Consider the following 25,986-nt stretch of genomic DNA (forward strand, 5'->3'; position numbering starts at 1 on the left):
CTTGAAAGGCGGCCGGTGAGGGGATACCTCGGTACCCGCCACCCGGCAGCCTCGATGGCCTTTGACGGACCCGATGAAGGAGCGCGCATGCGCCGGTTTCTCATCACTGCGGCAGTGCTGATCGTGATCGTGGCGGCCGGTGTCTTCGGCATCGACCGGGCCGTGGCCGCGTACGCGGAGGACCAGATCCGCCAGCAGACCGTCGCCGAGGTGTCGAAGCAGGGGATGAAGTCCGACGACCCCCGGGTGGACGTAGGCGGCTTCCCCTTCATTAACCAGGTCATCGGTGGGAAGTACGACAAGATCACGATCGTCCTGGACAACCTCGCCGGCCAGGGGATCACGCTGCCCGAGCTGACGCTGGAGGCGACCGGCGTCAACGCCCCGCTGGAGGCGCTGCGTTCGCACCAGGGCTCGATCACCGCCGACAAGGTCACCGGCCACTCGGTGATCCCGTGGGCCTCGGTCGTCGCCGCCGCGAAGCTGCCCGAACTCCAGCTGAGCGCGAACGACGACGGCACGCTCAAGGTCTCCGGGACGGCCTCGTTCGCCGGGCTGAGCGTCCCGCTGACGGGCGCGGCCCAGGTGACCCTGGCGACGCCCACGTCGCTACGCGTACGCGTGACCGAGCTCGGGGGCACCGATCCGAACCTGAACGCGGCGATCACGGCGCTGATCGACAAGTTCAAGGAGCGTCTGGTCTTCACCTTCCAGCTGCCGAAGCTGCCGTACAACCTGAAGCTGTCGAAGGTGCAGCCGACCCCGGCCGGGCTCGACATCTCCGGGTACGCCGACGACGTCCCGCTGACGAAGGACGGCGCGACCGCCAAGTGACTCCCCTGTTCGGGGCGTGTGTGCACGATGTTAATTCATGTTTCTCGCTGGTTAACTACATCTCAAGTTGGTCTACCGGGACGCGTCGTACAGGTGAGAAGCTGGTGTTCTTCGTGTATTCGGATAGAGTCGAGACTTAATCCGCCCGTCAGTGCCGCCGGGGAATCAGCCCCCGTGTGCGACGGAGGTAGCCCGTGGAGATCCTGCTTCTCGTGACGCCGCGTGCCGGTGAGCCCTCGGTGGTGCTCCCCGCGCTCGACCTGCTGCCCCACGCCGTGCGTACCGCGCCGCGGGACGTGCGCACCCTGGTGTCCGCGCCGAGCCCCGACGCCGTCCTGGTCGACGCCCGCTCCGAGCTGTCGGAGGCCCGTGCGACCTGCCGGATGCTGCACGCCACCGGGATCGGCGTACCGCTGATCGCGGTCGTGAGCGAGGCCGGCCTGATCGCGTTGAACTCCGACTGGGGCGTCGACGACGTCATCCTGGCGACGGCCGGTCCGGCCGAGGTCGAGGCCCGGCTGCGGCTCGCCGTCGGCCGCCTGACCACGGCGACCGCGAGCGCCAGCGGCCTGATCCGGGGCGGCGAGCTGACCATCGACCCCGACACCTACGCGGCCAAGCTCAAAGGCCGCCCCCTCGACCTCACCTACAAGGAGTTCGAGCTGCTCAAGTTCCTCGCTCAGCACCCGGGCCGGGTCTTCACCCGCGACCAGCTGCTGCGCGAGGTCTGGGGCTACGACTACTTCGGCGGTACGCGTACGGTCGACGTCCACGTCCGGCGGCTGCGGGCCAAGCTCGGCTCCGAGTACGAGTCGATGATCGGCACGGTCAGGCAGGTCGGCTACAAGTTCGTCCTGCCGACCACCCGGCACAACGAGGACAGCTCCGTCTCGTCCCCGGCGAAGGAGCGGGCCTCTCTGTAGGCTGGCGTCGTGATCTCCACTGCGGGGCGGGCCCCGGACGTCGACGTCCGCCGGGCCGAGCGGCTCCTGCCGCACGAGGTGGAGCAGGTTCTGCGGCTGGCCGGGCTGGCCGGTGACGTCGACGGCGCGTACCCGCTGTCCGAGCACATCGTGCTGCACCTGAGGCACGGTGGCGAGGCGCCCGCGGTGCACCTGCTGATCGACGACCCGGACGGCCTGGCCGGCTACGCGCACCTCGACCCCACCGACCGCGTCGCCGGACCGAGCGCCGAGCTGGTCGTGCATCCGCTGCGGCGGCGGCGCGGCCTGGGCCGCGCGCTGGTCACGGCGGCGCTGTCGGTGGCGGGCGAGCACGACCCGGAGGGCCGGCTGCGGTTGTGGTCGCACGGCGACCACCCGTCGGCCGGTGCGCTCGCGGTCTCCCTGGGGTTCCGGCGGGCCCGGGTGCTCTGGCAGATGCGCCGCTCGTTGTTCTCGCCGGTGCCGGCCCTGACCGTGCCCGAGGGCGTCTCGATCCGGGCGTTCCGGCCCGGCGCGGACGACGAAGCGTGGCTGCGGCTGAACAACCGGGCCTTCGCCGATCACCCCGACCAGGGCGCCTGGACCCTCGACGACCTGCGCGTACGCATGGCCGAGCCGTGGTTCGACCCGGACGGTTTCCTGCTGGCCGAGCGGCCGGACGGCACCCTGCTCGGCTTCCACTGGACGAAGATCCACGGCGGCCACGCGCCCGGTCTGGAGGCCGATCACCAGCACGGCCACCAGCACGATCCGATCGGCGAGGTCTACATCCTCGGCGTCGACCCGGACGCGCACGGCCTCGGGCTGGGCTCGGCGCTCACCATCGCCGGACTCGTGCACCTGCGCGGGCGCGGTCTTGACCAGGTGATGCTCTACGCGGACGAGACCAATACCGGCGCGATCGCGCTCTACCAGCGGCTCGGCTTCGTCCGCTGGGCCACCGACGCCTGCTACGAACGGCACACCCAGGCCCGCTGCGAAGCGTAGGCCTACGCGTACGCGTTTCTCTTCCGAAACGTGACACGGCCGCGCGATTATGTGCGGATGGTCCGCGATCCATTCGTTCCGCCGGCCGCATTCGTCTCCTATGTGGAGAGCCGCCTGCCGTCGCTCGTGCGTGGCGCCCGCCGGTACGTCGGCGATGAGCGGTTCGCCGATCAGCTCGCCCGGGACCTGCTCGCGGCGGTGGCCGTCCGATGGCCCTGGTACGCCGGCGACGTGCGGATGGCCGGACCCGTCCTGCGCCGGCGGCGGCCCGACCCGGCGGTGGTCGCCGACAAGTTCCTGCGCAAGGCGTTCCGCGAGGGCGTACGCGACGTCGCCGACACCGATCAGCCGATCGTCCTGCTGCTCGACCCGAACGCGGAGTACCCCGAGGGACCGGCGCCCCGCACATTCCTGGAAGGCCGGCTGAGCAACACCGACGAGGCGGGCCTGCTCTGGGAGCGGGCCGCCCAGTCCGTACGCCGCCGCACGCTCATCGCCGGCGGCGTCGCGCTGATGGGCCTGGTCGTCTTCGTCAGCCGGCCCAAGCCGCAGGGCACCCCGGACGACCAGCCGCAACCGGTGCCGCAGCAGTCGGCGACCGGCGTACCGCCGGGGATCGACCTGCTGCCGAGCCTGGCCGAGCTGGCCCGGTTGCGGCCGCGGACGACGCCGCTGCCGCTGGAGATCGACCTGGACCGGGCCGCCACCGACTTCCCCCACGGCCATCGCGCCCGCGCCATCTTCAGCCCCGCCGACCGGTCCAGCATCTTCCTGCTGGACGACGGCCGGCTCTACGCGGCCCCGGACTTCGGCGTACGCGTCGACAACACGGCCGCCCTGTCGCCCGATGGCCGCTATGTGGCGTACCGGGCGGGGCAGGTGACCCTGTTCGACGTCTCGACCGGCACCAGCCGTCCGCTGCCGGCCTCGGCCAACGTCGGTTCGCCGGTGTGGATCGACGCCACCCACCTCGTCGTCAGCGTCGTCGGCGGGGTGCAGGTGCTCTCGGTCGACGGCAAGGAGCACGGGACGATCGTGGCGGACATCGGCGACGTCCTGGTCCCGCAAGCGCCCGGGCCGAACGCCAGGTCCGGCGCGCTCGGCAGCCACCTCGTCCAGCTGCTCTCCCTCGGCGTACCGCTCGGAGCCCCGGCACGCGTACGCCAGTTCACCGCCGCCGGCCTGTCGGACCGGCCGCTCACCGGTGACCTCGTCCCCGCAGTCGGCCTGTGGCGCGGCATCGGTTTCAGCCGTGGCACCGACCTGGACACACAGCTGCTGGTACGCCGCTGCCAGAGCAATGTGCACCTGCCGGCGGACGCCGGTGAGCCGGAGAGCGGCATCGCGGCGGTCCGGTCCAAGGCGTCCGCGGTCCTGCGGATGGCGGTCGCGACCTCGCAGACGGCGGCCGAGCGGGTCGAGCCGGCGGGCTGGCTGGACGAGGCGACGGTGCTGATCACGGCGAACTCGGCGGACGCCTCGCTCGTCATCGCGTGGCGGATCGACACCGGGGAGCTGAGCCTGGTCAGCGTGATCAACGCGGCCGTACGCATGGCCGTCGCCGACCTCACCGACGTCGTGCAGTAGAGCCGTCGAGCGCGGGGGCGCTCAGCCGAAGGCGGCGAGCCCGGTCAGCTTCTGGCCCAGCACGAGCTGGTGGATCTCGGCCGTGCCCTCGTAGGTCAGCACGCTCTCCAGGTTGTTGGCGTGCCGCATCACCGGGTACTCACCGGAGATCCCGTTCGCGCCGAGGATCGTCCGGCAGGTACGCGCGATCCCGATCGCCTCGCGGGTGCTGTTCAGCTTGGCCAGGCTGACCATGTCGGGCGTCATCGTGCCGGCGTCGGCCATCCGGCCCAGGTGCAGCGCCACCAGCAGGCCCTTCTGCAGCTCGACCGCCATGTCGGCGAGCTTGGCCTGGGTCAGCTGGAAGGCCGCGATCGGCTTGCCGAACTGTTCCCGGTCGCGCGCGTACGCCAGAGCCGTCGACAGGCAGTCCCGGGCGGCGCCGAGGGCCCCCCAGGCGATCCCGTAACGGGCCTCGGTCAGGCACGAGAGCGGTGCTCGCAAACCCTTCGCGCCGGGCAGGACCGCCGTTTCCGGTACGCGTACCCCGTCGAGCACGATCTCGCCGGTCAGGCTGGCCCGCAGCGACATCTTGTTCGTGATCTCGTTCACCGTCACGCCGTCGGTGCCGGCCGGAACCGCGAAGCCCCGTACGCCCTGGCCGTCGACCTGTGCCCAGATGACGAGCACGTCGGCGACCGGGGCGTTGGTGATCCAGGTCTTGACGCCGTTCAGTTCCCAGCCGCCCTCGACCGCCTTCGCCCGGGTCCGCATCGAAGCCGGGTCGGAGCCGTGGTCGGGCTCGGTCAGGCCGAAGCTGCCGATCGCCTCGCCGGCCGCCATCCGGGGCAGCCAGTGCTCGCGCTGCTCGTCGGAGCCGAACCGGTGGATCGCCTCCATCGCGAGCGAGCCCTGGACGCTGACCAGCGAGCGCAGGCCCGAATCGGCCGCCTCCAGTTCCAGGCACGCCAGCCCGTACGCGACCGCGGACATTCCCGGGCAGCCGTGCCCCTCGATCCGCATGCCGAGCAGGCCGTGCTCGCCGAAGACGCGGGCCAGCTCACGGGCCGGGAGGTCGCCCGCGGCGTACCAGCCGGCGATGTGCGGGCGGACCCTGCGGTCCAGCAGCGCGCGGACGGAGTCGCGGATCGCGAGCTCGTCGTCGCTGAGCAAGGAGTCGATCTTCAGGATGTCGAGCGGGTCGGACATGTCAGAGCACCAGGACCCGGGCGTGGATCTGGTGGCGCTGCTGCAGGGCCGCGCGCAGCGCCCGGTGCAGGCCGTCCTCCAGGTACATCGCGCCCTCCCACTGGACGACGTGCGGGAACAGGTCCCCGTAGAACGTCGAGTCCTCCGCCAGCAGCTTGTCCAGCGCCAGCTCACGCTTGGTCGTGACCAGCTGGTCGAGCCGCACCGGCCGGGGCGGGATCTCCGACCACTGCTTCAAGGAGTAGCCGTGCTCGGGATAGGGACGCCCGTCACGCACACCTCTGAAGATCACCGTTGCCCCCTCCCGCGGGCCGCACCCCTGCGGCGGACCGGCGTCACCCAGGCGCCGGTCACCGTGTCACCCTAACCGCATCCGACCACCGTGGCGTCGACCGCCTTGGCTAAGCCGGCAAGCCCAGCATCGTGCGCGCCTCGACCGGGGTCAACGCCGGCCGCTGTGCGAGCCGGGCGAAACCAGCCGCGCGGGCGACGAGCTGGGCATTCGACTCGACGGGCCGGCCGCGCTCGTAGGTGACGGTGTCCTCCATGCCGACCCGCAGGTGCCCGCCGGCCGACAGCGACGCCAGCAGGACGGGCAGGGTGGCGCGGCCGATGCCGGTCGCCGAGAAGGTCGTCCCGGCGGGCAGGTCGGCCAGCGCGGTCGTGCAGGCGACCAGGGCCGCCGTCGTCCCCGGCATCCCGCCCGGCACGCCCATCACGAAGTCGACGTGCACGTGGCCGCCGGCGGGCAGGCCGTACTTGTCGAGCAGGCGCTGGAGGGCCCACAGGTGGCCGAGGTCGAAGATCTCGTACTCCGGCACGATGCCGCGCTCCTGCATCCGGGTGTGCAGGTCGACGATGAACTCCCAGCGGTTGAGGAAGACGTCCTCGCCGAAGTTGACCGTGCCCATCGTGCAGCTGGCCATGTCCGGCGCCGCCTCCAGGACGGCCAGCCGGTCGGCCTCGGGGTCGTGCACCGATCCGCCGGTCGACAGCTGCACGATCAGGCTGGTGTTCGCCCGCAGCGCCGCCACGGTGTCGCGCAGCCGGCCCAGGTCGAGCGTGGGCTGGGCGGCGGCGTCGCGGATGTGCACGTGCACGACGCTCGCGCCGACGGCCTCACACTCCTTCGCCGTCTCGACCAGCTCGTCGAGGGTGACCGGCAGGGCGGGCACGTCGGCCTTGGCCGACTCCGCGCCGGTGGGCGCGACCGTGATCAACGTCGGTGTCGTCATGGGCACATCCTGCCAGGTCAGCGGAAGAAATCTAGTCCGGGTCGATCGCGGCCGAAGATTCTCCGACCAACAGGGGTGCTTCGTCGGAGATATTCCGCTTCACCACCGCCAGCGCGATCTGGCCCAGCTCGTGGTGGCGTACGGCGGTGCCGACGAAACCGACCGCGCGGCCGTCGCTCGTCACCGGCGTCCCCGCCGCCGGCAGCTCGTCCGACGCGATCCCGTCCAGGTGCAGCAGCGCGAGGCGGCGCGGCGGCCGGCCCAGGTTGTGCACCCGCGCCACCGTCTCCTGCCCCCGGTAGCAGCCCTTCTCCAGGTGCACGCCGTCCGCGATCAGATCGACCTCCGCGGGCAGCGTCTTGTGATCGGTCTCCAGCCCCTGCCGGGCCCGCCGTGCCTCCACCCGCATCGCCTCGTACGCCCAGAGCCCGGCCCGGGGGACGTCCAGCTTCTCGATCACGGCGTCGGCCGACGCGCGGGGCACGACGAGATCGATGCCGAACCCGTCGCGCCGCGCCCAGCCGCCGAAGGCGGGCGTCACCGCGTACACGCTGGTGGGAAGGGGAGGAACGGTGCCCGCCGCGAACTTGGGACCGGGCACTTCCCCGACCCGCGCGGGCGCCAGGTCCAGGACCTGGGCCGCGGCGGGGCCGACGAGCGAGAGCAGCGCCCACTCGGCGGTGACGTCCTGGGGCTCGACGCGCAGCAGGAAGCGCATGCGGTTGAGGAAGTCGAGCAGCGGGGCCTGATCGCCGGGCTCGACGTCGAGCCAGGTGGTCCCGCCGTCCTCGGTGACCCCGGCGACGTGCTCGACGTGCCCGTGCGGGGAGAGGAAGAGCGTCCGCGTGCCCTGCCCGGCGGCGAGCGCCGTGAGGTGCTGCGTCGAGATGTCGTGCAGCCAGCTCAGCCGGTCCGCGCCGGGAACGGCGACGATGCCGCGGTGCGAGCGGTCGACGATGCCGACCTCGTTCGCGAGCAGGCGCTGCTCGCGGACCGGATCACCGAAATGCGCCGGTACGCCGGAGTCGCGCGAGCCGGGGTCGAGATCGTCGATGAGGATGGGCTTGGTCATTGGCACCCCTTGCACGTTCCGAACAGGGCGACGTGGCCTACGTCAAGGTTGAAGCCGCGCTCGGCGCGCAGCGAGTGGGCCAGCGGCGTGACCGAGTCCACCGGCAGCTCCTGGACCGATCCGCAGGCCCGGCAGACCAGGTGCACGTGGCTGTCCTCGGCGGCGTGGAAGGTGGGCGCGCCGTGCGACAGGTGCGCGTGCGTGACCAGCCCGAGGTCTTCCAGCAGCTCCAGGGTCCGGTAGATGGTGGTGATGTTCACACCGGCGGCCACGGAGTTGACCTTGGCATGGATCTCGTCGGGCGTGGCGTGGCCGAGCTCCAGCACCGCCTCCAGGACCAGTTGGCGCTGGGCGGTCAGCCGCAGGCCGCGTTCCTTCAGGGCGCGGGTCAGAGCATCGGGCACGCCGCCAATGGTAGGCCCCTTCGCCGGGACGGCCGCACGTCCGCGGTCCCGGGGCCGACGGCGAGGATCTACGCTGCGAAGGTGACCTTGACTGCGCTGGCCGTTCTCGGCCGTGGCCTCGTCGACCCCGCCACCCCGCTGCTGCGCGCCGACGATCTCGGCGTACTGCGGGGGGACGGGATCTTCGAGACGATGCACGTCCGCTCCGGCAAGCCCTGGCTGCTCGACGAGCACCTGGCCCGGATGGCCCGCTCGGCCCGTCGGATGGAGCTGGCCCTGCCGCCCGAGGAGCAGTTGCGGGAGCTGGCCGAGGTCGCCTGCTCGGCCGCCGACCCGGCGATCGAGAACACGCTCCGGCTGGTCTGCACCCGCGGCCCCGAGGGCGCCGATACCGTCACCTGCTTCGCCGGCATCGCCCCGGTGACCCAGGCCTCGGTCACGCCGCGTACGCGGGGGGTGTCGGTCAACACCATCTCCCTCGGATTCACGGCCGGCGCCCGCGGCGACGCGCCCTGGCTGCTCGGCGGGGTCAAATCGCTGTCGTACGCGGTGAACATGGCCTCCCAGCGCTGGGCGCTCAGCCAGGGCGTGGACGACGTGCTGTGGCTGTCGGCGGACGGCTTCGTCCTCGAGGCGCCGACGTCCACCCTCGTGTGGCGCAGCGGCGACCGGCTGCTGACCGTGCCCGTCGACGCGACGGGAATCCTGCCCGGCACCACCGCCCGGCACCTGCTCGACCGCTCGTTCGAGCTGGACCTGGCGGCCGGCGAGGAGATGATCACCGCCGCCGCGCTGACCGCGGCGTCGGGCGCCTGGCTGCTGTCGAGCGTCCGGGGCATCGCGGAGATCCGGTCGCTGGACGGGGTCGCCCTGCCGGCCTCGCCGGACACCGCCCGGATCCGTTCCCTCCTCGGCTTCTAAGAGCTCTGAACGACCGTTAGGCTTCGGACATGACCTCCGCGGGCGATCCGTTCTCCGGCGTACCGGCGAGCGACCAGGCGTACTTCGAGCGCATGGCGGCCGAGTTCGCGGCGTCGGGGCGGCCGGCGAGCGTGCCCCGGCAGGCGTCGACGGTCGTGCTCATGCGTACCGACGGGCAGGTTCTGCTCATGCGCCGGGCGATGGGGATGGTGTTCGGCGGTCGCTGGGCCTTCCCCGGCGGCAGCGTCGATCCGGCCGACCGGGTCGCGGACGAGCTGGAGACCGCCGCCAACGCCGCGCTCCGCGAGGTACGCGAGGAGACCGGCTACGAGCTCGACCGGGCCGACCTGATCCCGTGGTCGCGCTGGCTGACCCCGGATTTCGAGCCGCGCCGCTTCGACACCTATTTCTTCGTCGGGGCGCTGCGCTCGGCGGCCGAGGTGGTCGACGACTCCGGCGAGGCCGAGGCGCACCTGTGGATCATGCCGGCCGACGCGGTGACCAGGTACGCCAGCGGTGAGCTGTCGATGCTGCCGCCGACCGCGGTGACCCTGCGGGAGCTGGCCGGCCACGGCACCATCGACGCGGTACGCGCCGAAGCGGTCCACCACGATCTCGCGCAGCCGATCATCCCGGGCCTGCGGCTCGGCTGACCTGCGGTTTGCCGCAGGTGTTTTCGGGGCATCCATCGACCGTCCGTTGTTCCCGCCCGCGTGCGCCGATCATGTCCGAGCAAGGACTTTCGACTGTCGTACGCGGCCCGTACCTTTAGGTGACACACGGCGGAGAAGGGACCCCCGATGAAGGCGTGCGTGACGAGGCAGGAGTGCCAGCGGTGAGCGACCGATCGAGCGACAAGCGGTTCTCCCGCGCCCTCGCCCGGCGGGGCGACACCCAGGAGGTGGAGCCGCCGACCGTCCCCGGACCGACCTACATCCTTGAACCGCGTTCGTCCGGCGTCGGCCGGCGCATCTTCTGGTTCCTGACGATCGTCGGCCTCGTGGTCGCGACCGTTCTGGCGATCAACCTGACCGGCATCCTGCCGAAGTTCCACAACCCGTTCGCCCAGCAGACCACGGTCAAGCAGCAGCCACCGCTGCTGCTGTCCATCAAGGACCTCAACCGGTTCGTCGCGGCCGAGGCGGAGTTCCAGGTCGTCATCGACCTCAAGAAGGACCGCAAGTTCGTGCCGGACTTCCTGCTCAACGAGCGGACGCTGTTCGTGGCCGACGGGACCGTGCAGGCGTACGTGGACTTCAGCACGATCGGCCAGAGCGCGATCAAGGAGACCGAACCGGGCAAGTCCGTCGAGATCACCCTGCCGGCCGTCCAGCTGGAGGACCCGCACCTCGACCTCGGGCGCAGCTACGTGTTCGCCGAGGAGCGCGGCCTGATCAACCGGGTCGGCGACTTCTTCGACGGGGATCCCAACCGTCAGCAGGAGGTCATGCTCAAGGCGGAGGACTCGCTGAAGGGCGCCGCCGACGCGAGCGAGCTGAAGTCCCGCGCGGAGACGAACACCCGCAACATGCTCAACGGCCTGCTGCACTCGCTCGGCTACACGGCCGTCGTCGTGAAGTTCGAGGACGCCGCCGGCTGAGTCCGCCACCGACCGGTACTACGTGAAACGGTCTCCATACTCTCCGTGATCGAGTGGGCAGGTTCACGGGGAACCAGGACCTTCGCCGCTCGGCGGGGGGTGAGGTTCCCCGGGCCCGCCCAGTAGGCTTTGTGCCGCCGGGTGGCGAGTACAACGGCGTACCGCGCTCGGCTCGGAGGGGTGTTGTGATCAGCGTTTTCGACTTGTTCAAGATCGGCATCGGTCCGTCGAGCTCACACACCGTCGGGCCGATGCGGGCGGCGTACACCTTCGTCGCCGGATTGAAGGCCGACGGGTTGCTCGCCGACGTGTCGTCGGTGCACGCGGAGCTGTTCGGCTCCCTGGGCGCCACCGGGCACGGGCACGGCAGCGACAAGGCCGTCCTGCTCGGCCTCGCCGGCGAGGATCCCGAGACGGTCGACACCGACACCGTCGACGCGCGCGCGTCTCAGATGCGCGCGACGGGGCGGGTGGCGCTGCTCGGCGTACAGGACGCTGGTGTCGATCTTGTTCTGCACCGCCGGCGTGCGCTGCCCTACCACCCCAACGGCATGACGTTCGCGGCGCGTGACGCCGCCGGGGCGGTCATCCGCACGCGGACCTACTACTCGGTGGGCGGCGGTTTCGTGGTCGACGAGGCCGCGGCCGGGGCCGACCGGATCAAGGCCGACGACACGCCTGTGCGCCACCCCTTCTCGACGGGCGCCGAACTGATGGCGCTGACCCGCGAGACCGGCCTGCGGATCAGCGACATCGTGCTGGCCAACGAGCTGTCCTGGCGGTCGGAGGCCGACGTGCGGGCCGGGCTGCTGAGGATCTGGACCGTCATGCGCGAGTGCGTCGAGAACGGCTGTACGCGCGAGGGCACGCTGCCCGGCGGCCTGAAGGTCCGCCGGCGCGCGACCGAGCTGCGGCGGCAGCTGCGAGACGAGGTCGGCCAGCTGGGCATGACCGATCCGCTGCGGGTCATGGACTGGGTGACGCTGTTCGCGCTCGCCGTGAACGAGGAGAACGCGGCCGGGGGCCGGGTCGTGACCGCCCCGACCAACGGCGCGGCCGGGATCGTTCCGGCGGTACTGCACTACTACGCGCGGTTCGTGCCCGGTGCGGACGACGACGGGATCATCCGGTTCCTGCTGACCGCGGCGGCCGTGGGCGTGCTGTTCAAGGAGAACGCCTCGATCTCCGGTGCCGAGGTCGGCTGCCAGGGCGAGGTAGGCTCCGCGTGCTCGATGGCGGCCGCCGGCCTGGCCGAGGTCCTCGGCGGTACGCCCGCCCAGGTGGAGAACGCCGCGGAGATCGCCATGGAGCACAATCTCGGCCTGACCTGTGACCCCGTGGGCGGCCTGGTGCAGATTCCGTGCATCGAGCGCAACGCGGTCGCCAGCGTCAAGGCGATCACCGCCGTACGCCTCGCGCTGCGTGGCGACGGGGAGCACCACGTGAGCCTTGACAAGGTCATCAAGACGATGCGCGAGACCGGAGCGGACATGAAGGTCAAGTACAAGGAGACGGCCCGCGGCGGCCTCGCGGTCAATGTCATCGAGTGCTGACCGTGGGTCCGGACGACGGCTCGCGCGCTGTTACCCTTGCGCCCACAGCAACCGAAGGTCATGACAGGAGGTCGTGGGTGACTACGAGCGTGGCGGGGGTCTGGAGTCACCGGACCGTACTGCGTGTACTCGTTCAGCGCGATCTCGCGGTCAAGTACCAGCAGTCGGTGCTCGGCTACCTCTGGTCGCTGATCGAGCCGCTGTCGATGGGCTTGATCTACTGGTTCATCTTCGGGGTCGTCTACAACACCCGGGGCAGCTTCGACGGCGCGTCGTACCCGCTGTTCATCCTGTCCGGCATCTTCGTCTGGCAGTGGTTCTCCAGCGCGCTCAGCGAGTCGACCAGCGCCCTGACGGCGCAGGCCCGCCTGATCACCACGATCAAGGTGCCGCGCGAGATCTTCCCGATCGGACGGGTGACCGGCCGGTTCGCCGAGTACCTGGCCGGCCTGCCGGTGCTGGTCGCCGCGGCGATCCTCTTCCACGGCCACGTCACCTGGCGTACCGCTGTCGGGCTGCCGCTCGCCGTGCTCATGCAGTTCGTCCTGCTGATCGGCGTATCGCTGCTGCTGAGCTCGCTGAACGTGATGCTGCGCGACGTCGAGCGGTTCATCCGCCTGGCCCAGCGCATCCTGATCTACGCCGCGCCGATCATCTACCCGCTGCAGAAGGTGCAGGACGCGGACATCCCGCACTGGGTGAAGGTCGTCTACCAGATGAACCCCCTCGTCGGCATCGTCCAGCTGCAGCACGCCGCGTGGTTCCCGACGGAGTGGCCGTCCACCAAGCTGCTGCTGACCTCGGCCGCCGGCTGTCTGATCATCCTCTTCGCCGGCTGGTGGACGTTCCACCGCCTGGAGCCCTCGGTTCTCAAGGAGCTGTGAGTCGTGAGCGACCCCATCATCAGCGCCCGCGGTCTCGGCGTCCGCTTCGTCAAGGGACGCCGCCGCAACCTCCAGGTGCGCGAGATGCTCTTCCACGGCATGCGCCGGAACCCGAACGCCGGTGACGACGGCTTCTGGCCGCTGCGCAACGTGGACTTCGACATCACCCCCGGCGAGGCCGTCGGCGTCATCGGCAAGAACGGCACCGGCAAGTCCACGCTGCTCAAGCTGATCGCCGGCGTACTGATCCCGGACGAGGGGACGATCACGGTCCGCGGCCGGGTCGCCCCGCTGCTGGAACTTTCCGCCGGCTTCTCCAACGACCTCACCGGCAAGGAGAACCTCAACCTCGTCGCCACCCTCCACGGGCTGTCCAAGCAGCAGCTCGCGGCCAAGTTCGACGAGATCGTGGACTTTGCCGGCGACCAGGTCGCCAAGTCGCTCGACCTGCCCGTGCGGCACTACTCCTCGGGCATGCGCGTACGCCTCGGCTTCTCGATCATTTCGCAGCTGCACCACCCGATCCTGCTGGTCGACGAGGTGATGGCGGTCGGCGACGCGGAGTTCCGGGCCAAGTGCTACGACACGATGCAGCGGCTGCTGGCCGAGGGCCGGACGCTGGTGCTCGTCTCCCACAACGAGGGCGACCTGACCCGCTTCTGTACGCGTGGCCTGTTCATCAACGAGGGCCGCCTCACCGTGGACGGGACCGTGCACGAGGCGCTCGCCGCGTACAAAGGCGGTTACGTTCCCGCCTGACCTGCTCCACGATCAACAACCGTGACGGCGACGCGTCGTAGCAGCTAGGTAACGCCACGAATACGTCGGGAACATCACACGTTTACCCGATGTTGTCGGGACCCGGTCCTTGGGGAAAGTAACGAGGCTCGGAGCGAGACAACTGTGGGGAGGTGGCGGTGACCACCGTCGCGCTCAAGGACGTCACCAAGATCTTCCAGGATGGAACGGTTGCGGTCGACAACGTCAGCCTGGATGTGGCTGACGGAGAATTCATGGTCCTGCTGGGACCGTCCGGCTGTGGCAAGTCGACGGTGCTGCGCATGGTGGCCGGGCTGGAGGACCCGACCAACGGCGCCATCATGCTCGACGGACAGCTGGCGAACCAGCTCGCCCCGCGCGACCGCCGGATCGCGATGGTCTTCCAGGACTTCGCCCTGTACCCGCACATGACTGTCGGGGACAACATCGGATTTCCGCTACGGCTGTCGGGCGTCGAGCCCCAGCCACGGGCGGAGCGGGTCGCGGACGTGGCCAGCGCCCTCGGTATCGGGGACGTGCTCGCCCGCAAACCCAGCCAGCTCTCGGGCGGCCAGCGTCAGCGGGTCGCCATGGGCCGCGCCATCGTGCGCCGGCCCGGCCTGTTCCTCATGGACGAGCCTCTGTCCAACCTCGACAGCGGCCTGCGGGCCGAGTTGCGGGCGGAGATCTCGGGCCTCGTCCACGAACTGGGCGTCAGCACCATCTACGTCACGCACGACCAGGCCGAGGCGCTGACCATGGCCGACCGCGTGGCGATCATGCGTAAGGGCGTCCTGCAGGACGTCGGCACGCCGACCGAGGTCTACGGCAAGCCGGCCACGCTCTACGTGGCGGCCTTCCTGGGCAGCCCCAGGATGAACCTGCTGGAGGCGTCGGTCTACGTGCACCTGGACCGCTACGTCCAGCTCAACCTGGGCGAGCAGTCGCTCTACCTGCGCTGGGACGACATCCGGGCGCGAGCCGTCTCGCATTACCACGGCGAGCGCATCGTCGTCGGTGTGCGTGCGGAGGCGCTCATGCCGGTCTCCCCGGACACGCCCGGCGATGTGCTGCAGGGCCGCATCCGGTACCTGGAGCACCACGGGCACGAGTCGCTCGCCTTCGTGGACATCGGTGCCACCGCCGTCATCGTCGACGAACTGGGTGGCGCTCCGTCCAACGCGGAGGAGAACGGCCAGCGCGGCCTGCGCCGCTTCGGCCACGTGCTGAGCCGCCTGAGCGGCCGGAACGCCCCGCGGGACGCGGGTATGACCCAGGTGGCGGAGCGGACGAGCGTCCTGTCCGACGGCCGGCACCACCGGCGGCCGGCCGAACTCGCGGTACGGCTCGCGCCCTATCCGCAGGTGTCCAGCGGCCACCCGCTCGCGGTGCAGGTCCGCATGGAGGCGCTGCACTTCTTCGACGAGCGCGGGGATCGGATCGACGTGGGTCGTCGGTAGGTTCGTGGTTAGGGCACGTCGGCCCTTGTGCAATGTCTTGAGGTCCAAGATCCGCAAACTTCGTTTGCAGATCTTGGACCTCAAGACATTGCGGCCGAGTGTGGGGGCCGGATTGTTAGACGACGATGCGATCCAGGTCGGGCGCGTACGCGGTGTCGTTCCCGAACTTGATCGTGTTGGCGCCCGCGTTGAGGTTCACCGTGATGGTGATCGAGGCGGCCGTCGTCCAGCTGGTACCGGAGCAGGCGACCGTCTGCGGTGTCCCGCCGTTGACGCTGACGGAGAAGGAACGCGTACCGTCGACGAGGTAGTAGATGGTGAGCGTCTTCGAGCCGGCCGTGGCTGCCTGGACGCCGGTCAGCGTGACGTAGTTGGCCGTCCCGTTGCCGATCCAGCCGACCTTCTGGCCGCCTGAGCAGCCGGCGCAGGTCGCCAGGACCGCCGCACCGGCCAGCGTGCTGCTGGACGCCTCGGCCTCGTAAGCGGCCGTGGAACCGCCGCCACAGGTGATCTGGGCGTTGCCCCAGTCCCCGTGGTCGAAGTCGATCCCGTTGCCGGCGTCGGTCATCACGAGCCGGAGATAGCCGCCGCCGCTGAGACTGCCGCTCAACGCGACCGGCGGATCGGCACCGGTACGCGTACCGCTGTCGGCGATCTTCGTACTGTCCCGCCAGAGCTGGAACACCACGGAGCCGGCCGTGACCTCGTCGTCGACGCCGACCGAGGCGGACACCGTGGAGCACTGCCCGCCGAGGTAGTACTGGACCTCGCTCGCGGCGTGCACGCCCAGGCCCTTCGCGTACGTGGTGCCGTTGACGGTGAGGGTGTGACCGTCGCCGGCCGCCTGCTCGCCGTTGCTCTTGTCCTTCTCCACCGGTCCCCAGCCGTTGGTGGCCGAGGTCCACTGCAGGTTCGACAGGTACGACGTGCCCGCCGGCGGGGTGGCCGGGGCGCCGACCGGGGTGATCCGGTACAGCACGGTCGCGTGGGCCGGGACGGAGGCGCTGATGGTGCTCGTGGTCGTGGTGACCGCCTTGCTCCACAGGTCCTTCAGCGAGTAGCTGCCGTAACCGCCCAGCCCGACGGCCGCCGCGCTGGTCGTGATCGTGGCGGTCGTGGTGCCCTCGTTCGTCAGCGCGACCGCTCTGTCGCCGTTGGACAGTTGGCGGCTCCACACGTACAGGCTGCCGGAGGTGCTGACGATGTTGCCCTGCTTGCCGAGCGAGTCCTGGTCCACCGCGATCACGTCGGTGTTCTTGAGGATCGTGAGCGTCGCGGCCGACGCGTTGCGGATGTCCGAGCCGATGAGCATCGGCGCGGCCATGACCGCCCAGAGACTGAAGTGCGTGCGGTACTCGGCGTCGGTCATCCCGCCGTTGCCCACCTCCAGCATGTCGGGGTCGTTCCAGGCGCCGGGGCCGGCCGCGCTCGCGTGACCGGCGTTGGAGTGGGCGTTGCCGATCATGCTCGCCCAGTTGTCCGAGATGTCGCCCGTGGTACGCCACAGGTTGCCGGTCGCCGGCCCCCAGTTCCACGGGGAGTTGCTGCCCCATTCGCAGATGCTGTAGACGATCGGGCGGCCGGTGGCGGCCAGCGCGTCGCGCATCGTGGTGTACCGCTGCTGGGCGTCGACACCCTGGTTGTTGCAGTTGTCGTACTTCAGGTAGTCGACACCCCAGGAGGCGAACAGGTTGGCGTCCGCGGTCTCGTGGCCGAGCCCGCCGGGGAAGCCGCTGCCGGAGCACGTCATCGTTCCGGCGCTGGTGTAGAGGCCGAACTTCAGGCCTTTGCCGTGTACGTAGTCCGCGACGGCCTTGATGCCGTTGGGGAAGCGTACGGGGTCGGGTACGAGGTTGCCGCTCGCGTCCCGGGTGGACTTGGCCCAGCAGTCGTCGATGTTGACGTACTGGTATCCGGCGGCCTTCAGGCCGGAGGAGACGAACGTGTCGGCGATGCCCTTGACGAGGGCTTCGTTGAAGGACGAGCCGCAGCCCGTCGTGTTCCAGTTGTTGAAGCCCATCGGCGGGGTCAGGGCCAGCCCGTTGCCGAGGGCGTACGCGGGCGCGGGCGCTACCGAAGCGGTGGTCAGCGCGCCTGCCACTCCGGAGGCGGCGGCGAGCATGGTCGCGGCGGCCAGGCAGAGGGCGCGGGGGAGTCTTCGCACTGGGCACTCCTTCGCGGAGTATTCGCGGAGTAAAGGACGGATGAAGACGCGCGCGCCTCCTCAAGATAGGGCTGCCATAGACGTAGGTCAACGTATTACAACAAAAGAAAACGCCAGCCCGCCTGCCATTTTTCATCTACGGCGATAAATGGTTTGGGCATGCGAAAGACCCGGCCGGAGTCCGGCCGGGAATCGCGTACGCGAGTCCTATCCCTTCGTGGAGCCGAGCGTGAGTCCGGCGACGAACTGCTTCTGCAGCAGCAGGAAGACGAGGATCGTCGGCAGGGCGACCAGCACCGAGCCGGCGGCGATCAGGTTGTAGTCGGTGAAGTACTGGCCCTGCAGGTTGTTGATGGCCGTGGTGATGGGCATCTTGTCGCCGGTGGAGATGAGCACCAGCGCCCACAGGAAGTCGTTGTAGATCCAGGTGAATTCGAGCGTGGCGAGGGCGCCGAGGGCCGGGCGGCACAGCGGCAGGATGACGCCCCAGTACTGCCGCCAGACCCCGGCCCCGTCCATGATGGCCGCCTCGGTCAGCTCCTTCGGCACCGTCTGCATGTAGTTGCGCAGGACGAAGACGCAGAAGCCGGTCTGGAACGCCACGTGGATCAGGATCACGCCGAGGTACGAGTCGTAGAGCGTCTGCGACGCCGACAGGAACTCCGGCAGCGGGATCTTCAGGTAGATCGTGTAGAGCGGGATGAGCATGGCCTGCGGCGGCAGCAGGTTGCCGGCGGTGAACATCACCAGCAGGAACTTGCTGCCGGGCAGCTGGAAGCGCGAGATCGCGAACGCCACGAAGGACGCCAGGAACAGCGTCACGAGGACGGCCGGCACCGCGATGATCAGCGTGTTCAGGTAGTAGTGCGGCAGGTCGGCGTCGCGCCAGGCCTGCAGGTAGTAGTGGAACGTCAGGTGCTTCGGCCACGACAGGTAGCCGCGCTCCGACGTCTCCTGGTAGGGGCGAATGGACGCGTACACGGCCAGCAGCAGGGGAATCAGCCAGCCGACCGCCACCAGGGCCAGGAAGGCGTGCAGGAGGGCACGCGCCGGGCGTACGCGGTGCGGCCGGCGCTGGACGATGTCGGCGGTGCTCACCGTTTCTCCTCCCGGAAGACCTGCACGAGATAGGTGACGACGAAGCCGAGCGAGATGACCGTCAGGATCACCGCGAGCGCGGACCCGAAGCCGATCCGGCTCGCCTCACCGACGATGTTGGCGCTGACCAGGACCGACAGCAGCTCCAAACCGTTGCGGCCCTTGTTGATGATGAAGACGAGGTCGAACGCCCGCAGCGCCTCGATCACCGTGATGACGAGGACGATGATGTTGATCGGCCGCAGCGTGGGGAACGTGACCCGGAAGAAGGTCTGCACCTCGTTGGCCCCGTCGATCGAGGCCGCTTCCTTCAGTTCGGGGTCCACCGCCTTGAGCCCGGCCAGGTACAGGATCATCACGTAGCCGATGTGCCGCCACGCGACGAGGACGAGCACGGCCCACAGGTTCTTGCTCGGATCGCCGAGCCAGTCGACCGGATGCTGCGTCAGCCCCAGTACGCCGTTCAGCGCGCCGTAGTCCCGCGAGTACACCAGCTTGGCGATGAACCCGACGATCGCGAGGGACAGCACGACCGGCATGTAGATCGCGCTCTGGTAGAAACGCGTACCGCGGATGCCCTTGTCCAGCAGGACGGCGAGGAACAGCCCGAGCGGCGTCGCCACCAGGCCGAGGAACACGAGCCAGATCACGTTGTGCCAGACCGCCGGCCAGAACGGCGGGTAGTCCTGCACGATCTGGCGGTAGTTGTCGCCGTGGTTCCAGACGAGGTCCGAGACGCCGTCCCAGCGGGAGAACGACAGCACCGCCGAGGCGGCCGTCGGTCCCCAGATGAGCACGACGTCGAGAACGATCGGTATGCCCAGTAGAAGGGCGAAGACGGCCACATCCCGAGGGGTGAAACGACGCCGCCGGGCGCGCCGGCGTACCGGCGCGCCCGGGTGGTCGGTCGTCTCGTCCGGGCGTGTGGCGCGGTCCGAGAAGAGTGCCACTGCCCGACCCTTACTCCGTAGCGAAGATGGTCTTCTTCTGGGTCTCGATGTTCTTGCAGAGCCCGTCGATGTCCTTGGGGTTCTTCAGGAACTCCTGGATCGCCTGGATCATCACGGTCGACGCGAAGTCCGGTCGGGTGTCGCGGTCCATGAACTGCGAGATGTGCTTGGCCCCGGAGATGATCTCCACGGCCTTCTTCTGCAGCGCGGTGTACCCGCTGGCGTCCGCGTTCTTGTTGGTGGCCACGTTGTTCGGGTCGCTCTTGAGGTAGATGCCCTGTGCCTCGGGGGTGGCGAGGAACTTCAGGAAGTCCTTGGCCCCGGCCACGTTCTTGGCCTTCTTCGAGATCATGTAGCCGTCGATCGGTGCCTCGACCGAGTCCTGCCCGTTCTCGGGCGCGATCTCGGGGAAGGGGAAGAAGTCGAGGTCCTTGCGCTCCTCCTCGCTGAACTGCTGGCCGACGAACATGCCGAGCACGTACATGCCGGCCTTCTTCTGCTGCAGGGACTGCGCGGCCTCCTGCCAGGTACGCCCGAGCGCACCCTCCTGGAGGTACGGCAGCAGCGAGGCCCAGGTGTCGAAGACCGCCTTGACCTTGGCGTCCTCCCACGACTCCTTGCCGGCCATCAGGCTGATGTGGAAGTCGTAGCCGTTGAGCCGCATGTTGATGTAGTCGAACGTGCCCATCGCCGGCCAGCCGTCCTTGTCGGCGAAGGCGATCGGGACGAGGCCGTCGGACTTCATCTTCGCGGCGAGCGTCTTGTACTCGTCGAACGTCTTCGGCACCGTGTAACCCTTGGCCTGGAAGACGCTCGGCCGGTAGAAGACCGCCCACGGGTAGAGGTAGTACGGCACGAAGTACTGCTTGCCGTCGGCGCCGGTCGAGGCGGCCTTGAAGGCGTCGCTGTAGCCCGAGCCGATGTCGCCCCAGATGTCGCTGATGTCGGTGGCGAGGCCCTGCGCGGCGAAGAACTGCATGCGGTAGCCGGCGAACCAGGTGAACACGTCGTCCGGCGTGCCCTTGAGGTACTGGTTGATCTGCTCCTGGAACGTGTTGTGGTCGATGGTGTTGACGTTGACGGTGTCGCCCGACTTCTGCTGGAACGAGGCGACCGCGTCCGCCAGCGCCTTCTTCGGCACCGCGTCGGAGTAGTTGGAGCCCACCGTGACGGTCTTCTTGGCGCCGGAACCGCCGGAGCCGGAGTCGTCGCTGCAGGCTGCGAGGAGAGAAGGGACAGTGACGGCGCCGGTCGCGGCGACCGCCCCGCGCATGAGAGCACGACGGGACAGGGACGCGTGCGACAGGGGAGTGCTGAATGCCGGGTGGCTTCCGGCCGGTTCGTTGTTCATGACCCTTCCTTTGGGGAGCGTTGGGACACGATCGAACTTGACGCTTTCAGAAGTCACACGTTGGATCAGCCATGGTCGAACTGTCAAGGAGCACGCTTGCCTGTAACGCATCCGTAATTTGGCTCACCGTATCAATGCGACATATGCCTATCAATCAGGCGGCAGCGCGGCCACCGATAGGGCCCTCACGATGGTGAGGTGCTGTCGATTGTGTTGGTTTTTCGCAGCGCCGGATCAGAGATCGGATCAGAGGTCGCGGTCGAAGTGCATCATCGTCTTGCCGGGCCCGTCGTAGTCCACGATCGGTCCGGTCACCGTGAACCCCATCCGCTGGTGGAACGCGATCGATCCCGCGTTGACCGGCGAGGTGATCGCCCCGACCCGCCGCCGCCCGCCGGCCCGCGCCAGCGCGAAGAACCGCTCGTACAGCGTCCGGCCCAGGCCGGTGCCGCGCGCCGCCGGTGCGACGCCCACGAAATGGATGTACGCGGCTTCCGGCTCCGCCGGCGACAGGATGCCGACCAGGAAGCCGGCGAGCGTACCGTCGTCGAACTCGGCCACCTGGCTCGTGGTGTGGAAGTGGTCGAAGAACAGCCGCGGCAGGGCGCCCGCGATGGGCCGGCCCCACCACTCGTCCACGACGGTCACGATCGGGTCGTAGTCGGCGGGGCGGGCGGGGCGTACCTGCATGGGTCGATCATGCCAGGCGTTTGTCGGCGGCGGTCGGCCCGAAGGACTCCAGGACGACCGGCGTACGCAGAGCGGCCGCGACCGCCTCGGCCGACACCGGGCCGCCGTAGACCGGTGCCGCGGTGAGCAGCAGTGCCGTCATCTTCTCCTGGTACGCGAGATCGCCCGGTTCGCCCGGGGTCAGCCGGCGCAGGATCGTGTCGTCGACGGCGTACCCGGTCGCCATGCGGATGCCGTCGACGGCGTCGAGATGGGTGAGCGCGATCCCGTCCGCCCCGCCGCACACCTCCAGCGCGTACGCGTGGGCGGGCGTGTCGAAGTGGCCGCTACGGAAGGCGCCCTGCCAGCGCCCGAACCCGTTGTGCGGTTCGGGCCGCTCCAGCGCCGGATCCTCCGTGACGAGCGGGCCGGGGCCGTGGCGGACCGTGTAGCCGCGCAGCACGCCGAGGCGACCGGCACCGCGTCCGTCCAGAAGGGACAGCGCGTTGTCGAACGTCGTGGTGGACCAGGTCGTGTACGGATGCCAGCCGCGCCACTCGTCGAGTAGCACGCCCTGCGCGCCCTCGAAGACGCACGGCCCCCGGTCCAGCAGGCGGCCGAGGTGAGAATCGTCCACGATGGACACCGTCGCCGCGAACGCCCGGTAGGCGTCCAGCACCGCGTCGAGAGGCGCGCTCACGCCCAGGTCGCCCAGCTCGTCGGTGAGCCGGTCGCGGACCGCGGCCAGCCGGCGCCGCAGCCGGTCCGGCGCCAGGCAGTCCCCGACTCTCGGCGCGTCGTCCGGTGCGGCCAGCGCGAACGCCATCGTCTCGCCGACACCCACGCCGCATGAGCCGTGCCGGTCGTCGCCCCGCCGCCGCTCGCGTACGCGGTTGGCCGCGCGGTGCCACGGCGTGGCGAGGAGGGCACCGGCGTCGATCGTCAGCAGATCCCACACCGCCGGTACGCCGATCGCCGCCAGATGATCCGCCTCGACCGCGAGCGCGAACGGGTCCACGACGAGGAATCGGGACAGGTGGGTGGGGACGCCTCGCAGCGTCCCCGACCCGAACTGGGAGAAGGTGTGGTGCCGCCCGTCGGACGTCACCACGTTGTGCGCCGCCTGTGCGCCCCCGTTGAACCGGATCACCGCGTGGACGGGCCGGCCGGCGCACAGGAAGTCGACGACCGTCCCCTTGCCCGCGTCGCCGTAACCGAGGTCCACGACGATCACGTGCCGGTCGTCGAGCACGCTCATACGCGTACCCGTCGCTGGAAGGCGCGACTGACGGGAAGAGCGGCCGAACCGATCTCCGCGAGGTCGCCGAGGCCCGTGTCGAGATCGACGGCGCGCTCGCCGAGGCCGACGGTGAGCGCGATGGTCTCGCAGACGGCGTCGAGGTCGTCGAGCTCGATGACGTTCTGGCCGAGCAGCCGCCGCCAGAAGCGCAGGATCTGCGGGTCGCCCGCGTAGCTGGCACCGGCGGGCAGCAGGTAGTAGACGTCGTAGCGCTCGGTGAGCTCGGCGACGATGGCGTCGAGCGCGATCGGCTCACCGAGCCGGTCGCCGACGAACCGCTCGACCTGACCCGGATCCACCCGCGGGTACGCCATCTCGTCGCCGACGATGAACAGGTAGCCCCGGTGGCCGCGCTTGTTCCAGCAGTCGATGTCGGTGTGGCGGGCCATGAAGTACATCGCCAGCTCGTACGACTCCGTACGCTGGCCGCCGCCACCGCCTTCGAGCACGATGCGGCCGAGGTCGTCGTCCATCCGGTTGTCCGACTCGAACTGCCCGACCTGCAGCGGTACGCGATCACAGGTGGCATCGCCGATCGCGCCGAACAGGATCTGCGGGTCGGCCGCGTACCCCTTGCGGATGAGCAGGTGGAACAGGTCGGGCAGGCGGCTCTGCAGGGTCCGGGGCACCGAACCCATCGATCCCGTCACGTCGAAGAGCACGGCGATCGCCAGCGACTCGGGGTGCTCGAAGCTGTCGCGGCTCTCGCGTACCCGGGCCTGCCGGGGGTCGAGTCGCGGATGGACCGAGCGCGCCCCGCCGTCGCTGTACGCGAAGGCGCTCCGGCCGGTGGCCGCCCGGTATCGCTCGGCGGCGTCGTACACGTCGGTGGACCAGCGTCCGCTTCCCATGGTTCGTCTCCCTTGGGGTGGGTCCAGTCTTTCATCCGTCCAGACCGGACAGGCTTGATTCGGCATTCATCGGATGTCGGCTTCGCGGGCGGGCCGCAAGAGGGCCGGATGCAGCAGTCGCGCATCGCCCGCGCGATAGAGCCGCGGCTTCGGCCCGCCCCGCTCGCCGCCGCGCTCGGTCGTGGTGCCGGTGCTCTCGACGAACCCCGGCACGGAGAGCACCTTGCGGTGGAAGTTTCCGGCGTGCAGGTCCTCGCCCCAGACCGCCGCGTACACCGCGCGCAGTTCGGCGATCGTGAACTCGGGCCCGACGAAGGCGGTCGCCAGCGGCGTGTACTCCAGCTTCGCCCGGACCCGCTCCAGCCCCGCGGCGAGGATCGCGTCGTGGTCGAAGGCCAGCTCCCGGGCCTGCGCGACCGGCACCCACGCCGCCGAGGCCGCGTCACCGCCGGACGCCGGGTCCGGCATGCTCGGCGCGAACGCCAGGTAGGCCACGCTCACCACGCGCATCCGCGGGTCGCGCCCCGGATCGCCGAACGTGCCGAGCTGCTCCAGGTGTACGCGGTCCAGCTCCGTCTCCTCGGCCAGCTCCCGGCGGGCGGCGGTTTCGAGGGGCTCGTCGCGGACGAAGCCGCCGGGCAGGGCGTACCGGCCGGCGAACGGGTGCTCGCCGCGCTCGATGAGCAGGACCTGCAGCTCCCCGTCCCGCACGGTCAGCGCGACGACGTCGACGGTCACGGCGACCGGCGCGTACGCCCGCGGGTCGTAGGCGGAGAGGAAGTCCTGCTCGGAGTTCACGTGGTGTCCTTCTCTAGTTGAGATTAACTCGCTCTGAGAAGAACTATGCCCCGGCCGGCCCGCGATGTCAACGGGCCGGCCGGGGCCGGTTCCAGGGCCGGTACGCCGGTCAGCGGCCGGTGCGGGCGATGAACGGCTTCAGCGCGGTCGGATCCCCGGCGGCTCCCACCGCCCACATTCCGCCATCCGGGATGGGAGCGAGCGCGCTGATCGAGGCCAGGCCGGAGACCGGAACGGCACCCGGGATCCAGCCGCCGGCGGTCCACCGCCGCACGTATGCCTCGAAGGTGTCGTCCAGCGGTGAATAGGTGTCGCCGGCCGCCAGGACCGTGCGGCCGTCGGCGGCGATGTCGCGCAGGTCGCCGCGCTCCTCGGCCGCGTGCGTGTCGCTCCACACGGTGCCGTTCCAGTGGAGGATCAGCGGCCGGTCGATGTCCCACCCGTCCGGGTCGCGCTGACCCATGCCGGCGATCCACACGTCGGCGGCGGCGACGACGCGTACGCGGGCCACGCGCTGGATCACCATGGTGGAGGCCGGCGCCGGGAACCGCTTCCAGGCGTAGCCGTTCCAGTGCAGGATGAGCAGCCGCTCACCGGCGGTGGCCTTGTCGGTGTAGTCGGTGCCGCCCACCCAGACGTCCTGCGGCCCGCCGGCGTCGATGCTGCTGAGGTCGAAGGCGCTGCCGACTGCGGGCAGGTCCACGAGCCGCCACCGTACGCCGTCCCAATGCTGGACGAAGCCGTGGCTGTCGCCGGTCGCCCCGTCCCACGCGAATCCGGACAGCCAGACGTCGTACGCGCCGATCGCCTTGATGCCGCTGTAGTAGAACCCGGCCGCGCCCTGGATCGGGACGGGCGCGGTCCGGGTCCACGTGCGACCGTCCCAGCGCAGTACGCCGCAGTCCGCCGCCGCCCACGCGTTGCGACGGCCCGACGCGCTGACCGCGTTGACGCGGCCCAGGTTGGGAACCGGGACCTGGCTCCACGCGACCCCGTCCCAGTGCAAGGCCAGGGAGGGCAGGCCGGTGGCGTCGCATACGTCAGCCTCGGCGGTGGCGGGTTTCGCCGTCGCGGCGGCGGTCTTGGCCGGGATCGTGAAACCCACGGCCCACGCGTCGTCGCGGGCGACCGTCGCGACGCCCGTGAGATTGGCCCCGATCTGTACCGGCAGGTCGTACAGCCGCCACTGCGCCCCGCTGGCCACCTCGTTGTTCGAGGCGGCCGCTCCGGTCGCCGTGCCGGCCGTCGGCAGGTGACCCGACGCGGCCGGCGCGGCCGCCGTCACCGAGATGGCCGCGATCGCCAGCGCTCCCAGCGCATGTCGTCCGAAGGACATGATCATTGTCTTCCCGTCTGTGGTCGTCGGTAGGTTCACGA

25 protein-coding genes are annotated in these 25,986 nt (G+C 69.9%); 11 read left to right on the forward strand and 14 right to left on the reverse strand.

The window, feature by feature from the left end:
• Positions 1 to 87 precede the first annotated feature (87 nt).
• From G401_RS0110300 to G401_RS0110315, 4 genes are all read left to right on the forward strand, one after another.
• The gene (locus G401_RS0110300; RefSeq protein ID WP_027342448.1) at positions 88 to 834 is read left to right on the forward strand and encodes an LmeA family phospholipid-binding protein; all 747 of its coding nucleotides are present in this window, start codon (positions 88 to 90) and stop codon (positions 832 to 834) included.
• Between the two features lie 194 nt (positions 835 to 1,028).
• A complete protein-coding gene (locus G401_RS0110305; protein ID WP_027342449.1) occupies positions 1,029 to 1,757 on the forward strand; it encodes a winged helix-turn-helix transcriptional regulator in 729 nt (242 codons plus the stop codon).
• A gap of 12 nt (positions 1,758 to 1,769) precedes the next feature.
• Positions 1,770 to 2,765: a mycothiol synthase gene (gene mshD, locus G401_RS0110310; protein WP_027342450.1), complete on the forward strand. Its 996-nt coding sequence runs from the start codon at positions 1,770 to 1,772 to the stop codon at positions 2,763 to 2,765.
• 57 nt (positions 2,766 to 2,822) lie between these two features.
• Positions 2,823 to 4,352, forward strand: coding sequence for a hypothetical protein (locus G401_RS0110315; RefSeq protein ID WP_027342451.1), 1,530 nt, complete (start codon positions 2,823 to 2,825; stop codon positions 4,350 to 4,352).
• A 21-nt stretch (positions 4,353 to 4,373) separates the two neighbouring features.
• Here G401_RS0110315 and G401_RS0110320 read toward each other — a convergent pair whose 3' ends face one another.
• From G401_RS0110320 to G401_RS0110340, 5 genes are all read right to left on the reverse strand, one after another.
• Positions 4,374 to 5,540 (reverse strand): acyl-CoA dehydrogenase family protein, encoded by a 1,167-nt coding sequence (locus tag G401_RS0110320; RefSeq protein ID WP_027342452.1) that lies wholly within the window; start codon positions 5,538 to 5,540, stop codon positions 4,374 to 4,376.
• A gap of 1 nt (position 5,541) precedes the next feature.
• Positions 5,542 to 5,832 carry a type II toxin-antitoxin system VapB family antitoxin gene (locus tag G401_RS0110325; RefSeq protein WP_027342453.1) on the reverse strand — a complete coding sequence of 97 codons (291 nt, stop codon included), beginning with the start codon at positions 5,830 to 5,832 and terminating at the stop codon, positions 5,542 to 5,544.
• A 109-nt stretch (positions 5,833 to 5,941) separates the two neighbouring features.
• Positions 5,942 to 6,775 (reverse strand): BKACE family enzyme, encoded by an 834-nt coding sequence (locus G401_RS0110330; protein WP_027342454.1) that lies wholly within the window; start codon positions 6,773 to 6,775, stop codon positions 5,942 to 5,944.
• A 31-nt stretch (positions 6,776 to 6,806) separates the two neighbouring features.
• Entirely contained in the window at positions 6,807 to 7,847 is a 1,041-nt protein-coding gene (gene ygfZ / locus G401_RS0110335) for a CAF17-like 4Fe-4S cluster assembly/insertion protein YgfZ (protein WP_027342455.1), read from the reverse strand.
• On the reverse strand, positions 7,844 to 8,251 hold the full coding sequence (locus tag G401_RS0110340) for a Fur family transcriptional regulator (RefSeq protein ID WP_034591225.1): 408 nt from the start codon (positions 8,249 to 8,251) through the stop codon (positions 7,844 to 7,846). Before G401_RS0110340 ends, ygfZ begins: the two co-directional genes overlap by 4 nt.
• Before the next feature lie 81 nt (positions 8,252 to 8,332).
• On the opposite strand from G401_RS0110340, the gene G401_RS0110345 reads away from it, so the two are divergent.
• The 7 genes from G401_RS0110345 (at position 8,333) to G401_RS0110375 (ending at position 15,428) form a co-directional block, all read left to right on the forward strand.
• Positions 8,333 to 9,172, forward strand: a complete 840-nt coding sequence (locus G401_RS0110345) for an aminotransferase class IV (RefSeq protein WP_027342457.1) — start codon at positions 8,333 to 8,335, stop codon at positions 9,170 to 9,172.
• A gap of 29 nt (positions 9,173 to 9,201) precedes the next feature.
• The gene (locus G401_RS44745; RefSeq protein WP_051366460.1) at positions 9,202 to 9,825 is read left to right on the forward strand and encodes an NUDIX hydrolase; all 624 of its coding nucleotides are present in this window, start codon (positions 9,202 to 9,204) and stop codon (positions 9,823 to 9,825) included.
• Positions 9,826 to 10,007: 182 nt separating this feature from the next.
• Entirely contained in the window at positions 10,008 to 10,772 is a 765-nt protein-coding gene (locus G401_RS0110355) for a DUF4230 domain-containing protein (protein ID WP_245601681.1), read from the forward strand.
• A gap of 185 nt (positions 10,773 to 10,957) precedes the next feature.
• Positions 10,958 to 12,325, forward strand: a complete 1,368-nt coding sequence (locus tag G401_RS0110360) for an L-serine ammonia-lyase (protein WP_027342459.1) — start codon at positions 10,958 to 10,960, stop codon at positions 12,323 to 12,325.
• A 77-nt stretch (positions 12,326 to 12,402) separates the two neighbouring features.
• Positions 12,403 to 13,209, forward strand: a complete 807-nt coding sequence (locus G401_RS0110365) for an ABC transporter permease (protein ID WP_027342460.1) — start codon at positions 12,403 to 12,405, stop codon at positions 13,207 to 13,209.
• 84 nt (positions 13,210 to 13,293) lie between these two features.
• Positions 13,294 to 13,968 (forward strand): ABC transporter ATP-binding protein, encoded by a 675-nt coding sequence (locus tag G401_RS0110370; protein ID WP_407636855.1) that lies wholly within the window; start codon positions 13,294 to 13,296, stop codon positions 13,966 to 13,968.
• A gap of 158 nt (positions 13,969 to 14,126) precedes the next feature.
• Positions 14,127 to 15,428: an ABC transporter ATP-binding protein gene (locus G401_RS0110375; protein WP_027342462.1), complete on the forward strand. Its 1,302-nt coding sequence runs from the start codon at positions 14,127 to 14,129 to the stop codon at positions 15,426 to 15,428.
• Positions 15,429 to 15,543: 115 nt separating this feature from the next.
• Here the strand turns inward: G401_RS0110375 and G401_RS52550 are convergent, their stop codons facing one another.
• The 9 genes from G401_RS52550 to G401_RS0110420 form a co-directional block, all read right to left on the reverse strand.
• The gene (locus G401_RS52550) at positions 15,544 to 17,592 is read right to left on the reverse strand and encodes an NPCBM/NEW2 domain-containing protein (RefSeq protein WP_245601682.1); all 2,049 of its coding nucleotides are present in this window, start codon (positions 17,590 to 17,592) and stop codon (positions 15,544 to 15,546) included.
• A 207-nt stretch (positions 17,593 to 17,799) separates the two neighbouring features.
• Positions 17,800 to 18,690, reverse strand: coding sequence for a carbohydrate ABC transporter permease (locus tag G401_RS0110385; RefSeq protein ID WP_027342463.1), 891 nt, complete (start codon positions 18,688 to 18,690; stop codon positions 17,800 to 17,802).
• Positions 18,687 to 19,640 carry a carbohydrate ABC transporter permease gene (locus tag G401_RS44755; RefSeq protein WP_084557042.1) on the reverse strand — a complete coding sequence of 318 codons (954 nt, stop codon included), beginning with the start codon at positions 19,638 to 19,640 and terminating at the stop codon, positions 18,687 to 18,689. The genes G401_RS0110385 and G401_RS44755 overlap by 4 nt, the downstream gene beginning before the upstream one ends.
• A 10-nt stretch (positions 19,641 to 19,650) precedes the next feature.
• On the reverse strand, positions 19,651 to 20,991 hold the full coding sequence (locus tag G401_RS0110395) for an ABC transporter substrate-binding protein (protein WP_211240717.1): 1,341 nt from the start codon (positions 20,989 to 20,991) through the stop codon (positions 19,651 to 19,653).
• Between the two features lie 246 nt (positions 20,992 to 21,237).
• Positions 21,238 to 21,681, reverse strand: a complete 444-nt coding sequence (locus G401_RS0110400; protein ID WP_027342465.1) for a GNAT family N-acetyltransferase — start codon at positions 21,679 to 21,681, stop codon at positions 21,238 to 21,240.
• A 7-nt stretch (positions 21,682 to 21,688) separates the two neighbouring features.
• Positions 21,689 to 22,918 (reverse strand): adenylosuccinate synthetase, encoded by a 1,230-nt coding sequence (locus G401_RS0110405; RefSeq protein WP_034591226.1) that lies wholly within the window; start codon positions 22,916 to 22,918, stop codon positions 21,689 to 21,691.
• Positions 22,915 to 23,811 (reverse strand): hypothetical protein, encoded by an 897-nt coding sequence (locus G401_RS44760; RefSeq protein ID WP_034591227.1) that lies wholly within the window; start codon positions 23,809 to 23,811, stop codon positions 22,915 to 22,917. Before G401_RS44760 ends, G401_RS0110405 begins: the two co-directional genes overlap by 4 nt.
• Before the next feature lie 66 nt (positions 23,812 to 23,877).
• The gene (locus tag G401_RS0110415; protein WP_027342467.1) at positions 23,878 to 24,609 is read right to left on the reverse strand and encodes an NUDIX hydrolase; all 732 of its coding nucleotides are present in this window, start codon (positions 24,607 to 24,609) and stop codon (positions 23,878 to 23,880) included.
• Positions 24,610 to 24,718: 109 nt separating this feature from the next.
• Positions 24,719 to 25,945, reverse strand: coding sequence for a hypothetical protein (locus G401_RS0110420; RefSeq protein ID WP_157545574.1), 1,227 nt, complete (start codon positions 25,943 to 25,945; stop codon positions 24,719 to 24,721).
• Positions 25,946 to 25,986 lie beyond the last annotated feature (41 nt).

The organism is Hamadaea tsunoensis DSM 44101, from assembly GCF_000428945.1.
Classification (GTDB): Bacteria; Actinomycetota; Actinomycetes; order Mycobacteriales; family Micromonosporaceae; genus Hamadaea; species Hamadaea tsunoensis.

Excerpts from the sequence above, each read along its gene's own strand:
- G401_RS0110300 (WP_027342448.1), top strand. The coding sequence starts at position 88 with ATGCGCCGGTTTCTCATCACTGCGGCAGTGCTGATCGTGATCGTGGCG.
- G401_RS0110315 (WP_027342451.1), top strand. The coding sequence starts at position 2,823 with ATGGTCCGCGATCCATTCGTTCCGCCGGCCGCATTCGTCTCCTATGTG.
- G401_RS0110320 (WP_027342452.1), bottom strand. The coding sequence starts at position 5,540 with ATGTCCGACCCGCTCGACATCCTGAAGATCGACTCCTTGCTCAGCGAC.
- G401_RS0110330 (WP_027342454.1), bottom strand. The coding sequence starts at position 6,775 with ATGACGACACCGACGTTGATCACGGTCGCGCCCACCGGCGCGGAGTCG.
- G401_RS0110400 (WP_027342465.1), bottom strand. The coding sequence starts at position 21,681 with ATGCAGGTACGCCCCGCCCGCCCCGCCGACTACGACCCGATCGTGACC.
- G401_RS0110370 (WP_407636855.1), top strand. The coding sequence starts at position 13,294 with ATGCTCTTCCACGGCATGCGCCGGAACCCGAACGCCGGTGACGACGGC.
- G401_RS0110420 (WP_157545574.1), bottom strand. The coding sequence starts at position 25,945 with ATGTCCTTCGGACGACATGCGCTGGGAGCGCTGGCGATCGCGGCCATC.
- G401_RS0110395 (WP_211240717.1), bottom strand. The coding sequence starts at position 20,991 with ATGAACAACGAACCGGCCGGAAGCCACCCGGCATTCAGCACTCCCCTG.
- G401_RS44745 (WP_051366460.1), top strand. The coding sequence starts at position 9,202 with ATGACCTCCGCGGGCGATCCGTTCTCCGGCGTACCGGCGAGCGACCAG.
- G401_RS0110405 (WP_034591226.1), bottom strand. The coding sequence starts at position 22,918 with ATGAGCGTGCTCGACGACCGGCACGTGATCGTCGTGGACCTCGGTTAC.
- G401_RS44760 (WP_034591227.1), bottom strand. The coding sequence starts at position 23,811 with ATGGGAAGCGGACGCTGGTCCACCGACGTGTACGACGCCGCCGAGCGA.
- ygfZ (WP_027342455.1), bottom strand. The coding sequence starts at position 7,847 with ATGACCAAGCCCATCCTCATCGACGATCTCGACCCCGGCTCGCGCGAC.